Raw genomic sequence first — 13,860 nt, 5'->3', positions numbered from 1 at the left:
TCGTGGGCTGGCGCTCGGCTTGTGCGCGGGCCTGACCAGGCCGCGCTTGCCGCAGGTACGGAACAACCAGGTTGACCACCGGTGGATCCAGGCTGAGTGTCCCGAAAGCGTCGTTCAGGGCATCGCTCTCAGCCCTCCGCGTTCTCCGGTTCCGAGGGCGGGGTGGCTGGTTCGCTGTCCGGGGGCGGTTCCGTCGTGCTGGGTTCCGTTGAGCTGCTCGTCGTCTCGGTCGTCGTGGTCTCGTGGTGCGTCTGGGGTGGACGGTTCGGACGCGGCGTCTGCGGCGGGGCCTCCGTGGGGGTCACCTCGGCCCTGGTCACCGGGACGCAGTTGCCCGTGCGGTAGCTGCCGTCGGTGGCCTTGACCAGCACGTGGTCGGCGGTGGCGATGCGGGCGCACACCTTGGGCGCGTCCCCGACCGCGGTGACGTACTTCTGCGAGGTGACGTCGACGACCGACGGCCTGCGGTCCTCGACGTACCACTCGCCCTGCTCGGACTCCGGCACCTGGTGACCCATGATCCGGTCGGGCGGGTTCGTGCCGTCGCTGCCGTAGATGTGCAGGTGCTTGCCACCGCCGACGCTCAGCGCGCCGCCGTCGCTCACGTACTGGATCGTGAGCTTCCCGTCGGCCACCACCGCCGCGGTCAGGCACACCCAGCTCGGGTTGCTCATGATCGCGTCGGTGCACTGCTCGTCCGGTGGCAGCAGGGAGTTCGCCGTGGTGGGCACCGTGCTCGACGGCGGGTTCGCCGCGGCACCGGCACCGCCGTCGTCGCCGTTGATGAGCGCCAGTCCCACGCCGCCACCGGCCAGGAGGGCCACGACCGCACCGGCCACGCCGAGCGCCATGAGCCGCTTGCGCCGGTCGGGTTCGGGCGCGGACGGTGGGCTGACCGGTTCCGAGGGGCGTTCGGCACCACGGGCCGCGAGGTTCGGGCGCCCGGTGTCTCGGGTGCCGCTCACGTTGGTGGGTGGTCCGGACGCGGCCGCACCACCCGGGCGCGCGCCCGCTGCCCCACGCGGAGCGGGTCCGCCAACGGCCGCCGACGTGTTCGCCGGTCCACCCCGGCCCGGTGCCGACGACGTACCCGGCACACTCGCCCTGCCCGCCGCGAAGCCCGCACCCGCCGCCGCGAGGCCCGCGCCGCGTGGCGGTCCACCCGGCCCCGCTGCCGTCGCGCCGCCGTCGGTCACCGGGCCGCCGCGACCCGCGGGGGCCCCGCGCCACGCAAGACCCGCGCGCCACGCCGCCCCCAGCGCCACCGCGTGCTTCGGGTGGGTGTCCACCGCGACCGGTCGGCCCAGCTCGGCGCTCACCAGCTGCCCGACGATGGGCATCCGCGACGAACCACCCACCAGCAGCACCGAGTGCAGCTGCTCCGGCGTGCAGCCGGCCGACCGCACCGCCCGCCGCAGCGCCTCGATCGACCCGTGCAGCGCCGGGCGCACCATCGACTCGAACTCGCCCCTCGTCAACCGCACGTCCGTGGTCACCGACGGCAGAAGCACCGGAATCGTGGTGTCCGTGTCGGCCGACAGCGCTTCCTTGGCCTGCACGCATTCCTCGCGCAGCCGGGCCACGGCGGCGATCGCGGCCGGGTCGTCCTCGTCCAGGTCGTCGAGTTTGCCGCCCAGCGCGGTGCGGACGTGGTTGAACACGGCGGCGTCGAAGTCGATGCCGCCCAGACGTTCGATGCCTTCCGGTTTGCCGAGGATGGTGAAGCCGGTCGCGGTGCGGCGGAGGACCGCCGCGTCGAAGGTGCCGCCGCCCAGGTCGTAGACCGCGACCACCGCGCCGACGCCCAGCCGTTGTTCCTGCGCGTAGTGCGTGGCCGCGGCTTCCGGTTCCGTGGTGAACAGGACCGACGGGAGGTCGGCCATGCGCACCGCCTGGCCGAGCAGGTCGATCTTGTAGGGGCCCCAGTTCGCCGGGTGCGACACGCACACCCGCGCGGGCGGGCCGCCCTCCCGCTTCACGACCTCGTCGACCGCCGCGCGCAGGAGCCGGGACATCAACGACTCCGCCGAGTGCGGGGTGCCGCCCAGCATGATCGGCGTGGTGTCCCCGACGCGCCGTTTGAACTCCCGCGCCACCCGGTTCGGCTCGGTCAGCCCTCGTCGGTTCGCGGCCTCGCCGGTCAGGAACGTCTCGTCCTGGCGCAGCAGGACCACGGACGGGATGGCGGCGGTCCGGTCGCCCAGCGAGACGATCTCGGCGCGGCCGTCACGCCACACGGCGGCCGCCGTGTACGTGGTGCCGAGGTCGATGCCCAGTGCGTACATCGCGAAACTCCTAACGGGAACGGGCGAGGTCGGCGAGCATGCCCTCGCACGACCGGACCGCCACGCGTGCGGCGACCGCCATCTCGTAGCTGGTCATGGGACTTTCGGCGCGGCGCTGCCAGCGCTCCAGCGCGGTGGTGGCGGCGGCGCTCACCTGCCCGCCGTCCGCGTCGGCGGGCAGCCGCAGCCGTTGGTGCGCGGCGCCGCCCGCACCGCCGATCACGCGCTCCAGCTCGTCGAGCACCTCGTCCTTGCCACGCACCCAGCCGGCGCGCAGCCCGGACAGCACCCGCAGCTCGTTGAACGGGTGCGCGGAGGCGACGACCTCCTCGACCTCCGCGGCGAGCCGCTCCGACCCGGGCCGTGCCCAGCCGCGGGTGACCTCGGCGACGGCGAGCAGCGCGGACCGGCACTTCAGCACGTCGCGCCGCTCGAAGAACAGCGACCGCAACAACTCCTGCAGGTGCCCGAGCCCGCTGCGGTCGGTCAGCTCGGTGGCCAGCTCGCTCGCCTTCTCGGCGACGCCGCGGCGCAGCATGGTGCTCGCCAACCGGACCCCGAACACGCCGAACCGGGTCAGCAGCGCGGTGCGTTCCAGCTCGGTCAGGCCCAGCTCCGGCTTCGACGACACGAACCGGTCGGCCGACAGCAGCAGCTCCTCGGCCTCCTTCACCGGCAGGTCCGCGATCCGGCGCAGCCGCGCGACCTCCTCCTCGGTCAGCGTCACCGCGGTCTCCGCGAGCAGCCCGGCGACCGGGACCACAGACTGCACCAGCCGCCGCACGTTCGGGTCGGCGCCGAGCCGGGTCGCGACGCGGCGGGCCGACGCCATCGAGTCGAGCCGCCCGACCGCGATCTCGTCGGCGCGCGACAGCACGCCGATCGCGTTGACCGGGCTCGGCCGCGACACCTCGGAGTCGTGGAACGCACGCAGGAACTCGACGTCCCCGGCGTGCAGGTGCCGCATCAGGTAGACGACCGCGTCCGCGGGCGTCTCCTCCTCGTCGGGCACCAGCAGGTCCCACGTCCGGCGCGCGGCCGACTCGGTCAGCGAACCGATGCCGGGCGTGTCGACGAGCGTGACCGCCCGCAGCGCCTGCGCGGGCCACGTCACCACCAGCTCGTCGACGTCCTCGGCACGCAGCCCGCCGAGGTCGATGTCGAGCCGGTCGTCCTCGCGCGCGAACCGCAGCTGCCGTTGCTCGCGACCGACCTGGGCACGCACCTGGTAGGTGTGCCCGTCCCGGTACCAGGTGACGATCCTGGTGCACTCGCCCGCGTCGGTGGGCGCGAGCCGCTCCCCGACGAGCGCGTTGAGCAGCGTCGACTTGCCCGCCTTGACCCGGCCCGCGACCGCGACCCGCAACGGCTGGTCGAGCCGGTCCCGGAGCGTGGCGAGCCGTGCGGCGTGCGGCGTCCCGCGATAGACCTCGATACCGTGCGCGAGCACGGAACGGGTGCGGTCGACGAGTTTCATCGCGAGACCGCCTCGGCGCGCGAGCGGAGCTTGCGGATCCGCTCGATCTCGGCGTCGACGTCCTTCAGCCGCTTGGCGCGGTCGGACTGTGTGCGGGTCGCGGCCTCGGTGGCCGCGGCGAGGGCCGCCGCGTTCGACCGGTTCAGCTCCTCGGCCAGCGCCGTGTAGTGGTCGCGCAGCTCGCGTTGCACGCGGCGCAGCGTGTCGCGGGAGTCCTTGGCCGCGACGAACGTGACCTTGTCGCAGTACCGGCGCACGGCGTTGCGTGCCTCCGTCCGTCTCTTCTGGACCTGTCGCTTCTTCTCCTCGCGCAGGCCACGATGCCCGAGCACGAGGCCGATCCCGACGCCGATCGGACCGAGGACGATGCCGACCATGCTGCCCAGAAGGGAGAACATGACGGCGCTGCCGTACGCGCTCTTCAGGGCGACCATCGCCTGCTTGACCACGCGCATCTTCTTCAGGTCCAGGTCCTCGCCGACCTCACCGGCCGCGAGCGGGGTCGGGTCGTGCACGGTCGGCCTGCGCAGCGCCGTCCCGGACGCCGCACGGAAGTGCTCGCCGACCCGCTCGGACAGGTCGGTGGCGCGCTCGCTCAGCAGCTCGTAGTTCGCCAGCAGCTCCTCGGCCGTCTTCGCCTGCAGCCACGACCCCATCTCCGCCCACGTGTCGGCGGGGTCGCTCTCGTCGATGGCCTCGTCGGCCTCCGCGGTGACCGCGCGGATGCGGGACTTCAGGTCGTGGTCGATGTCCGAGGTGAGGTCGGCGATGCCGTCGTTCAGGGTCTGGTTCCACCGGGCCGCCGCGGACTTGAGCTGTTCGACGCGGGACTTCACCGCGGTCAGCTCGTCGACCACCCGCTGCGCGGCGACCGGGTCGGCGAGCGCGGCCCGTTCGGCGGCGAAGGACGCCTCCAGCTGGTCGCACAGCGACACCACCTCGGCCGCCGCCTCGGTCGCGAGCCGCTGCTCGGCCGAGCCGCCGACGAGGTCGCGCACGAACTCGATCAGCCCGGGGTAGCCGGACTCGGCGTTCAGGCCGGCGTCGCTGTTCTTCACCGCGCGGGCACGCAAGGCCGACGACACCGCGACGAGCGGGATGTCCGGCCCCTCCGCAGCGAGGTGCGCCTCGTCCAGCTCGCGGATCCGCCGCCACGCCGGGTAGAAGTCGGTCTTGGTGAGCACGCACGCCACCGTCGGGCACAGTTTGCGTGCGCGGCGGAGGAAGTCCACCTCGCTGCGGGTCAGCTCCTGCGCCGCGCTCGTGACGAACAGGACCGCGTCGGCCATGGAGATCGCGGCGAGGCTGGCGGCCGCGTGCGCGGAGGCGAGACCGCCGATGCCCGGTGTGTCCACGAGGGTGAGGCCGCTCGCGAGGATCGCCCTCGGGATCCGGATCTCGACCCCGGCGACCCGCTCGTCGAGCGCACCGTTCTCGACCACGTGCGCACGTACGTCGGCCAGCGCGATCGGCTCGCGCCGCCGTTCGCCGCCCTGCCACACCAGCTCGGCGCTCGCGTCGTCGCCGTGCCGCACGAACGTCGGCACCGCGGTGGCCGCGTCGTCGTCGACCGGGCAGACCGGCGCGCCGACGAGCGCGTTCACCAGGGAGGACTTGCCCTGTTTGAACTCGCCCGCGACGACGACGTGCAACACCGGGTCGGCGAGCCGCGCCCGTACCGCAGCCAGCCGGGACGCGAGGTCCGGTCTGCCGAACGCCTCGCAGGCACGCAGGCCGAGGTCCACCAGGTCACCGGCCCGCGCGGCGGGCGCTGTCGTGGTCGCTGCTGTCGTCATCGGGGGCTCCCGGGTCGGCGCACGCGCGCGGCCGGTGCGGGCCTCGTGGCCCGACCGGCCTGCTCGCTGGTGGTGGGGATTACTGCACGGCCAGCTGGTCGTCGCCCGCGACCGCGGTGTCGTTGTCCTGCACCGTGGTGACGGTCGTGTCGTTGTCCTGGATCGTCGTGTCGTTGTCGTTGACCGTGGTGTCGTTGTCCTCGACCGTGGTCACGACCGTCGTGTCGTTGTCCTCGACGTTCGAGCCGCTGGCGCTGCCGCCGACCGCGATCGCCGAGCCGTCGTCGACGGTGACGTCGGACAGGTTGGTCGCGTCGCCCTCACCGAAGGACACGGCCGAGTCGTCGACGTCCGCGTTGCCGAGGTTGTTGACGTCGCCGTCGCCGAAGTTGAACACCGTGCCGTCGGCGCTGCCTTCGACCTGCGCGGTCTGGTTGCCGTCGCCCACGACCGCGTTCTCGACGTCGCCGCCCGCGTTGACGCCCGTGTTGACCCCGGTGTTGACGCCCTCGGCGTCCCGCCCGGCCTGGACCGCGCCGTCGCCGGTGTTGGCCTGGCCGAAGTTGGGGCCGTCGATGATCTGGCCCTGCTCGCCGGTGACCGCGTTGACGTCGCCGAACACGGGACCGCTGACGTCCACGCTGTTGTCGACGGACTGGTCGATGAGGTTGGTGATGTAGTCGTCGCCCTCGTAGGTGGCGTAGGTGATGTGGTTCAGGTGCTGGACCACGTTGTCCACCGAGTGCGACGCCCCGCTCGACGGCGGCGGGCCCGCGTTCTGCACGGCCGTGCGGGCCTCGGCGGGCACGGACGGGTCGCCGCACACCTCGCGCACCGCGGCCTGCACGTCCACACCGGACAGGTCGTGGTCGGTCACGCCCTGCGCGGCGAGCATCCCCTGCGGGTCCTCGGCGTAGTTCCCGGCGAACTGCCGGTCGGTCATCAGGTTGTGGATGAAGTCCTTCAGGGCTTCGGTCACGTTGACGGTCATGGCTACCTCCTGGATCAGCGGCCCTGGCGTTCGGGCGTGACACCAGGTTGCGGCGGGAGGCCCCGTGCGGACATCGGGGAGACCCCCGTCACTGTTGGGGGCCGCTAGGGGGTAGATCGGTGGAACGGGGCTTCCGTGTCGGTTGTGACCGAATCTCTCGGTCCGCGCTCACCCGGTCACTCGGCGACGATGTCCCGGAGCATGGCCAGCAGCTCCGCACGCGAGGTGGCGCCGAGCTTGCTCCTGATGCGCGCGACGTGGTGTTCCACGGTCTTGGGGGAGATGTAGAGCTGCGCCCCGATCTCGCGGTGGGTGCTGCCCGCGAGAACCATGCGGGCGACGTCCAGTTCCCGTTCGGACAGGCCGCTGCTCTCCGCGCTGATCGTCTTGTCGGGTTCGGACAGTTCCCGCGCGCGTTCGAGGAGCCTGCGCGCGGCGGCGGGGTCGGTGGTGGTGATCGCGGCCTGGCCCGCGAGCCGCGACGCCTCCCACGGCAGCTGCCGGTCCGCGAGCGCTTCGGTGAGTTCGCTGACGGCGTCCGGGTCGACCGCCCCGCCCGCCAGCACGGTCGCCCACATCGCGGCCGCCTGCCCCAGCACGCCAGGGAGCTGTTGCGCGGCAACGGTTTCGGGGTCGTCGTCGGCGATCGCGACCTGCACGCGCAGCCAGCCGAGCGCGGGCCGCCAGGCGGGTGTGACGATCTCGTCGAGCGCGGCGAGCACCGGCTCGATGCGGCGACGGTGCCGCAACCGGGCGGCGGCGACGAGGAGTTCCTCGACGGCTGCCAGCTGCCACAGGTCGACCGCCTGGCGCGCCAGGACCGGTTCGACGGCGTCCCAGACGGCGTGCAGCCCGGCGATGTCACCGCGGCGGCGCGCGATGCCCGCACTGAGCGCGGCCCGCAGCAGGCGTTCGCGGCCGGGTGGGTCGCTGGTGCGGCGCAGCTCGGCGAGCGCGGTGTCGTACCGGCCCGCACGCATGCGGGCCCACGCGAGCAGCAGCCGGTGCCGTTCCTCGGCGGCGGGGCCGCCGACCGCGGTGGTGAGCGCACGGGTCAGGAGGTGCTCGGCCGTGGCCAGGTCACCGGTCGCGACGGCGGTGATCGCCCCGATGGCGTGCGGGGTGTCGGGGAGAACGGCGACCGGGGTAGCCCGCTCGACGTCCTCGGCCGCCTCGATGAGGAGAGGAACGGCGGACGCGGGGTTCTCGGCCGCGACGATCGCCGCCATCGCGAACCGGGCCAGCGGGCCGGTACGGGGCGCAACCCGTTCGGGGGGCCGCGGCTGACCGGCAACGACCTCTTCGGCGACGTACGCCGCGGCCCGCCTGGCTTCCGCCAGCCGTCCCGTCGCGGCCAGCAAGGGGACCGCCAGCAGCGGGCCGGGCGCGGGCGCGGTCAGGAGCGTGTCCGCGCCGCGGGCCGCGCGGCCGTCGTGCGCGGCGGCCGCTCCCGCGGCCAGCGCGAGACGCCCCGTCCCGGGTTCGATGTCCGCGGGCAGGCCGAGGAGCGTGGCGGTCTCCGCCCTGCCCGGCGCGACGGCGGCCGGGTCCGCGCCCGCGTCGGCGGCGTCGTCGAACCACGACAGCGCGGCCGCCGGGTCGGTGAACCGGGTCCGCTCACCCGCCAGCAGGTACACCGCCGCCGCGGCCGGTGTGCGGATGTGTGCCGCACGCAGCTGGGTCGCCGTCGTCACGGGGTCGGCACCGGCGGCGAGCATGGCGCGGGCGGCCGTGTCGTGCAGGGACCGTCGTTCGGGCGGCGACAGCTCGGCCAGCACCACGTCCGCGAGCGCGGGGATCATCCGCTCGCCACCGGGCACGAGCAAACCGGCCTCGCGCAGCGTCGGCATGACGTCGCCGAGCACCTCGTCCGGCAGGTCGACGCGCAGCGCCAGCAGCTTCGCCACCGACCGCGCCTCCGCCGGGAGCAGGGCGAGAACGCGCTGTGTCCTGGCGACCAGCGCGTCCCGGTCCCGTGACAACGCCACCACGACCGGCATGCCCGCCGACTCCGCACGCACCTCCGCCGCGACGTCCGGGGACACCGGCCGCCCGCTTGCCGTCGCCAGGAGGGTGGCCACCCCGTCCACGTCGAGCGGCGCCAGCACCTCGACCCCGTCCGCGGCCGCCAGCTCGTCGAGTTCGGCCAGTTCCCGGCTGGTGATCGCGGGGCGGCGGGAGATCGCGAGCCGCGTTCCGGTGCGCGCCGCCGCGGTCAGTGCACGCAGCGCGGTCGCGTCGAGCCGGTGCGCGTCGTCGACCACCACGAGCCCGTCGCGGGCCGCTGCCAGCCCCTCCACACCCGTGAACCACCAGCCGGATCCGTTGGCGGCGAGGATCGTGCGGAGGCGGTGGGTCCGCCCCGCGCCGTCCACGCCCACCACCACGGTCACCCGCGAGACGCTACTCCGGGACGGCCCGTCGGCGGGCGTACGCCGTCGGTGTCACGCCCTTCCAGCGTTTGAAGGCGTGGATGAAGCTGGACGCCTCCGCGTAGCCGAGCCGGACCGCGACGTCCTCGACCGGGACCGCGCCCATCGAGAGCAGCTCCTCCGCGAGTGCCTCGCGCACCTCGTCGAGCAGCGCGCGGAAGCTCGTGCCCTCCTCCTCGAGCCTGCGCCGCAGCGTGCGGGTGCTCAGGTTCAGCTCGCGCGCGATCGCGGGCATCGGCGAGCCGAGCGCGCCGAGACGGGTCAGCCGCTCGCGGACCTGGTGCGCGGTGCCGGTCCTGGCCCGGCGTCGCGCCACCAGGTCCCGGCACTGCGCCTCGCACATGGCCACGGTGTGCGCGTCCGCCAGCGGCAGCGGCTCGTCGAGGTAGGACGCGTCGAACGTGGCCACGTTCGCGGGCGCGCCGAACGTCGGACGCAACCCGAAGGTGCGCTCGTACTGGCCGGTCGTCGCCGGTTCGGCGAAGCGGAACGCGAGCCCGGTCAGCGGCACCCCGGTCGGCAGCAACTCGTCGACGACCGTGTGGATCGCGGCCAGGTCCCGTTCGACGAGGAAGCGGGCCAGGTCGGCGGGGAGCAGGCGGTCGTCGAGCGCCAGCCGCACCTGGCCGTCGGCGACGGTCACCTCCGGGATGCTGAACGCGAAGCTGAGGTCGTAGTAGCGCAGCGCGACCGCGACCGCGTCCCGCATCGTCGGGCTGGACAGGAACGCGAAGCCGAGGATCCCGAACGTCGTCGCGTGGTACTCGCGGCCGGCCGCCACCCCGGAGTCGGGCAGCGCCTGGGCCAGGTTGCGGACCACCCGCAGCTCCTGCCGGGCCTCCACCTCCACGGACGGGTCGGCCAGCTGTGCGGCGGCCAGGCCGCTGCCCGCCAGCAACGCGCGTTCGGACAGCCCGTGGCGGGCGCCGAACCGCACGAGCACGCTCGTGCCCGCGACACCGCGCGGGAAGTCCCAGTGCCGCACCGCGGACTCGGCCAACGACGTCATGGCCGAAATTATGGATCGCCTGGCCGCTGTTGTCTGGCCGAGGCGCCCGCCCGCCCCCTAGCGTCACCCTGTGGCCAGCACAACGACACCGTCCGTCGTCGTCATCGGCGCCGGGTTCGGCGGCATCGGCGTCGCCTGCGTGCTGCGCCGGGCCGGGTTCACCGACGTCACGATCCTCGAGAAGGCCGCCGACCTCGGCGGCGTGTGGCGCGACAACACCTACCCCGGCGCCGCGTGTGACGTGCCGTCGTCGCTGTACTCGTACTCGTTCGCACCCAACCGGACCTGGCCGCGCCGCTACTCCGAGCAGGCCGACATCCTGGCCTACCTGCGCCGGACCGCCGAGGCGGAGGGCGTGCTCGACCGGGTCCGGTTCGGTGCCGAGGTGACCGGCGCGGCGTTCGACGAGCGCCGCGGCGTGTGGCGGGTGGACGTCGCGGGCGGTGCGACCGTCACCGCCGACGTGCTGGTCCCGGCTGTCGGCCAGCTGTCCCGGCCGATCGTGCCCGACCTGCCCGGCGCGGACACCTTCACCGGACCCGCGTTCCACTCCGCGGGCTGGGACCACGACGTCGACCTGGCCGGGAAGGCGGTCGCGGTGGTCGGCACCGGCGCCAGCGCGATCCAGTTCGTGCCCCGCATCCAACCCTCGGCCGCCCGCGTGACGGTGTTCCAGCGGTCCGCGCCCTACGTCGTGCCCAAGCCGGACCGCGCCTACCGGCCGTGGCACCACCGGATGTTCACCGCGCTGCCCGCCAGCCAGCAGGTCGGCAGGGGCGCGACCTTCGGCATCGGCGAACTGCTGACGACCGCGCTCACCACGTGGCTGCCGCTCGGCCGGGTCCTCGACTCGATCTTCCGCTTGCACCTGCACGTCCAGGTCCCCGACGCGGCACTGCGTGCCCGGCTCCAGCCGGACTACCGCATCGGGTGCAAGCGGCTCCTCTTCTCCAACGACTGGTACCCGGCGCTGAACCAGCCGAACGTCGACGTGGTCACCGAACGGATCGCCGAGATCCTCCCGAACGGCGTCCGCACCGGGGACGGGCGCGTGCACGAGGCCGACGTGCTCGTCTACGGCACCGGGTTCACCGCCACCGACTTCCTCGCCCCGATGACGATCCGCGGGCTCGGCGGTCGTGACCTGAACGAGGAGTGGGCCGACGGCGCCCGCGCCCACCTCGGCATCACCGTGCCCGGCTTCCCGAACCTGTTCCTGGTCTACGGCCCCAACACCAACCTCGGCGGCAACTCGATCATCGCGATGATGGAGGGCCAGTTCGGCTACATCCGCGACCTCGTCCGGCTCGTCGCCGCACGTCCGGGGTCCTATGTGGACGTCAAACGGACGGCGGCCGACCGGTTCGACACCGAGATGCGCGCCCGGCTGGGCCGCAGCGTGTGGGCGGGGTGCGACAGCTGGTACCGCGGCGAGAACGGCCGGATCACCACGAACTGGCCGGGTCTCGTGCGCGAGTACCGCGAGCGCACCGCCCGGCTGGACGTCAGCGAGTACGCGGTCGTCGAGACCGGCACCGCGACCGAAAGCGGCAGGGAGCGCGCGGATGCACTATGACGTGCTGGTGATCGGCTCCGGTTTCGGCGGCAGCGTCACCGCGTTGCGGCTGACCGAGAAGGGCTACCGGGTCGGCGTGCTCGAGGCGGGCAGGCGCTTCGCGGACGACGAGTTCGCGAAGACCAGCTGGCGGGTGCGCGACTACCTGTGGGCGCCCGCGCTCCGGTGCTTCGGCATCCAGCGGATCACCCTGCTCAAGGACGTCCTGGTGCTGTCCGGCGCCGGCGTCGGCGGCGGTTCGCTCGTCTACGCGAACACGCTGTACGAGCCGCCGGACCGGTTCTACCGCGATCCGCAGTGGGCGGACATCACTGACTGGCGTGCCGAGCTGGCGCCGTTCTACGACCAGGCCAAGCGGATGCTGGGCGTGACCAGGTACCCCACGAGCACCCCGGCGGACCGCGTGCTCGGCGCGGTCGCCGGGGACCTCGGCGTCGGCCACACGTTCCGCCCCACCGACGTCGGCGTGTACTTCGGCGACGGGCCGGGGAAGGCGGCGCCCGACCCGTTCTTCGGCGGCGCGGGACCGTCGCGGACCGGGTGCACGCACTGCGGCTCGTGCATGACGGGCTGCCGCCAGGGCGCGAAGAACACGCTCGTCAAGAACTACCTGTACCTGGCGGAAAAGGCGGGCGCGGAGGTGCACGCGCTGACCACCGCCACCGACGTGCGGCCGCGGCCGGGTGGTGGCTACGTCGTCCACACGCGACGGACGGGTGGCGCCCGCGCCCGGACGTTCACCGCCGACCAGGTCGTGTTCGCCGCCGCCGCCCTTGGTACGCAACGACTTCTGCACCGGCTGCGTGACCGGGGGAGTCTGCCCGGTGTCTCGGGCCGGCTCGGCACGCTCGCCAGGACCAACTCCGAGGCCGTGCTGGGCGTCAAGACCCGCACTGACGACGTCGACCACTCCGTCGGCGTCGCGATCACGTCGTCGATGTACCCGGACCCGACCACCCACGTCGAGAACGTGCGCTACGGGCGGGGCAGCAACATCATGGGTCTGCTCATGACGGTGCTGGTCGACCCGGAGACGGGCCGTCGCCGTTGGGCGCTGGGCCTGCGGGAGATGGTGCGCCGTCGTCGCGACCTGCCCCGGCTGCTCCTGCCGCGCCGCTGGTCGGAACGTTCGATCGGGTTGCTCGTCATGCAGAGCCTGGACAACTCGCTCACCACGTACACGAGGCGTGGTCTGTTCGGGCGCCGGAGGATGACGACGAAGCAGGGGATCGGCGAGCCGAACCCGGTGTGGATTCCCGCCGGGCACGACGTGGCCCGTCGGATGGCGGAGAAGATCGAGGGCATTCCTGGTGGTGCGTGGACCGATCTGGCGAACATTCCGCTCACCGGGCACTTCATCGGGGGGTGCCCGATCGGGACGTCGCCGGAGACCGGGGTTGTCGACCCGTACCACCGTTTGTTCGGTCACGACGGTCTGCATGTCGTGGACGGGTCGACGATCTCGGCGAACCTTGGCGTCAATCCGGCGCTCACCATCACCGCGCAGGCCGAGCGTGCGATGTCGTTGTGGCCCAACAAGGGGGAGGTCGATCCTCGGCCGGCGTTGGGTGCCGGTTATCGGCGGTTGAGTCCGGTGTCGCCGGGAAGTCCTGTGGTGCCGTCGTCGGCGCCTGGGGCGTTGCGGCTGACGGTTGTTGCTCGGGAGGGTGGCCGATGACTGCTTATCCGCCGGAGCCTTGGGATCTGCGGGGGCTCGGGTACGTGTCGTTGTGGTTGGTGCCCACTCGGGTGTTGCCGCCGTTGCCGTCCGGGGTGCGGCCGGTGTCCGTGTTCGGTCGGTCTGTGGTCGCGACGGGGTTCGTGGACTATCAGCCGGGTGGGTTGTTGCCGTATCACGAGTTGCTGGCCGCGCCGGTGGTTCGGCGTGGTGTCGTGCCTGGGGTGTCGATCACGTCGATTTGGGTGGACAGCGCCGCTTCTCGGGCTGGTGGGCGTGAGTTGTGGGGGATTCCCAAGGAGATGGCTTCGTTCGAGGTGGCTCACGAGCCGGTGTTCCGGGGGGTTGCCCGGGTGGATGGGACGGTGGTGGCGGAGGCTCGGGTGAAGGTGGGGCGGGTTGGGGTGCGGTTGCCGGTTCCGTTGCGGGCGGTTGTTTGGCAGACGTTGGGTGGTGTGTTGGCGCGGACTCCGTTGCGGGCTACCGGGCGTGTGTGCCTGGCGCGGGGGAGTTGGCGGGTTGGTGGTTCGTTGGAGTGGCTTGGGTCGTATCGGCCGTTTGTCACTGTTGCGGCGGTGGATTTCGGGTTGCGGTTTGGGCCTCGGGATTGACCGGT

Annotated in this window: 9 protein-coding genes; 3 read left to right on the top strand and 6 right to left on the bottom strand. The window is 72.9% G+C overall.

The window, feature by feature from the left end; all coding sequences use genetic code 11:
• Positions 1 to 128: 128 nt before the first annotated feature.
• From ACIBVP_RS08005 to ACIBVP_RS07980, 6 genes are all read right to left on the bottom strand, one after another.
• The gene (locus tag ACIBVP_RS08005) at positions 129 to 2,285 is read right to left on the bottom strand and encodes an Hsp70 family protein (protein ID WP_396105279.1); all 2,157 of its coding nucleotides are present in this window, start codon (positions 2,283 to 2,285) and stop codon (positions 129 to 131) included.
• 10 nt (positions 2,286 to 2,295) lie between these two features.
• Positions 2,296 to 3,762 (bottom strand): dynamin family protein, encoded by a 1,467-nt coding sequence (locus ACIBVP_RS08000; protein WP_396105278.1) that lies wholly within the window; start codon positions 3,760 to 3,762, stop codon positions 2,296 to 2,298.
• Positions 3,759 to 5,558 carry a dynamin family protein gene (locus tag ACIBVP_RS07995; RefSeq protein ID WP_396105277.1) on the bottom strand — a complete coding sequence of 600 codons (1,800 nt, stop codon included), beginning with the start codon at positions 5,556 to 5,558 and terminating at the stop codon, positions 3,759 to 3,761. The genes ACIBVP_RS08000 and ACIBVP_RS07995 overlap by 4 nt, the downstream gene beginning before the upstream one ends.
• A 79-nt stretch (positions 5,559 to 5,637) precedes the next feature.
• Positions 5,638 to 6,549, bottom strand: a complete 912-nt coding sequence (locus ACIBVP_RS07990; protein ID WP_396105276.1) for a hypothetical protein — start codon at positions 6,547 to 6,549, stop codon at positions 5,638 to 5,640.
• A 176-nt stretch (positions 6,550 to 6,725) separates the two neighbouring features.
• Positions 6,726 to 8,942, bottom strand: coding sequence for a LuxR family transcriptional regulator (locus ACIBVP_RS07985; protein ID WP_396105275.1), 2,217 nt, complete (start codon positions 8,940 to 8,942; stop codon positions 6,726 to 6,728).
• A gap of 10 nt (positions 8,943 to 8,952) precedes the next feature.
• On the bottom strand, positions 8,953 to 9,990 hold the full coding sequence (locus ACIBVP_RS07980; protein WP_396105274.1) for an AraC family transcriptional regulator: 1,038 nt from the start codon (positions 9,988 to 9,990) through the stop codon (positions 8,953 to 8,955).
• A gap of 70 nt (positions 9,991 to 10,060) precedes the next feature.
• Here ACIBVP_RS07980 and ACIBVP_RS07975 point away from each other — a divergent pair, with 70 nt between their 5' ends.
• From ACIBVP_RS07975 to ACIBVP_RS07965, 3 genes are read left to right on the top strand one after another with little or no spacing between them, the layout of a single operon-like run.
• Positions 10,061 to 11,566 (top strand): flavin-containing monooxygenase, encoded by a 1,506-nt coding sequence (locus ACIBVP_RS07975; protein ID WP_396105273.1) that lies wholly within the window; start codon positions 10,061 to 10,063, stop codon positions 11,564 to 11,566.
• The gene (locus ACIBVP_RS07970) at positions 11,556 to 13,244 is read left to right on the top strand and encodes a GMC oxidoreductase (RefSeq protein ID WP_396105272.1); all 1,689 of its coding nucleotides are present in this window, start codon (positions 11,556 to 11,558) and stop codon (positions 13,242 to 13,244) included. Before ACIBVP_RS07975 ends, ACIBVP_RS07970 begins: the two co-directional genes overlap by 11 nt.
• Positions 13,241 to 13,855 carry an acetoacetate decarboxylase family protein gene (locus ACIBVP_RS07965; RefSeq protein WP_396105271.1) on the top strand — a complete coding sequence of 205 codons (615 nt, stop codon included), beginning with the start codon at positions 13,241 to 13,243 and terminating at the stop codon, positions 13,853 to 13,855. Before ACIBVP_RS07970 ends, ACIBVP_RS07965 begins: the two co-directional genes overlap by 4 nt.
• The last annotated feature ends 5 nt before the right edge of the window (positions 13,856 to 13,860 follow it).

This window comes from Actinophytocola sp. NPDC049390 (genome assembly GCF_044466355.1).
GTDB lineage: Bacteria > Actinomycetota > Actinomycetes > Mycobacteriales > Pseudonocardiaceae > Actinophytocola.
Note: the sequence above shows the minus strand (reverse complement) of the source record. Positions and strands in the feature narration are given on the sequence as shown.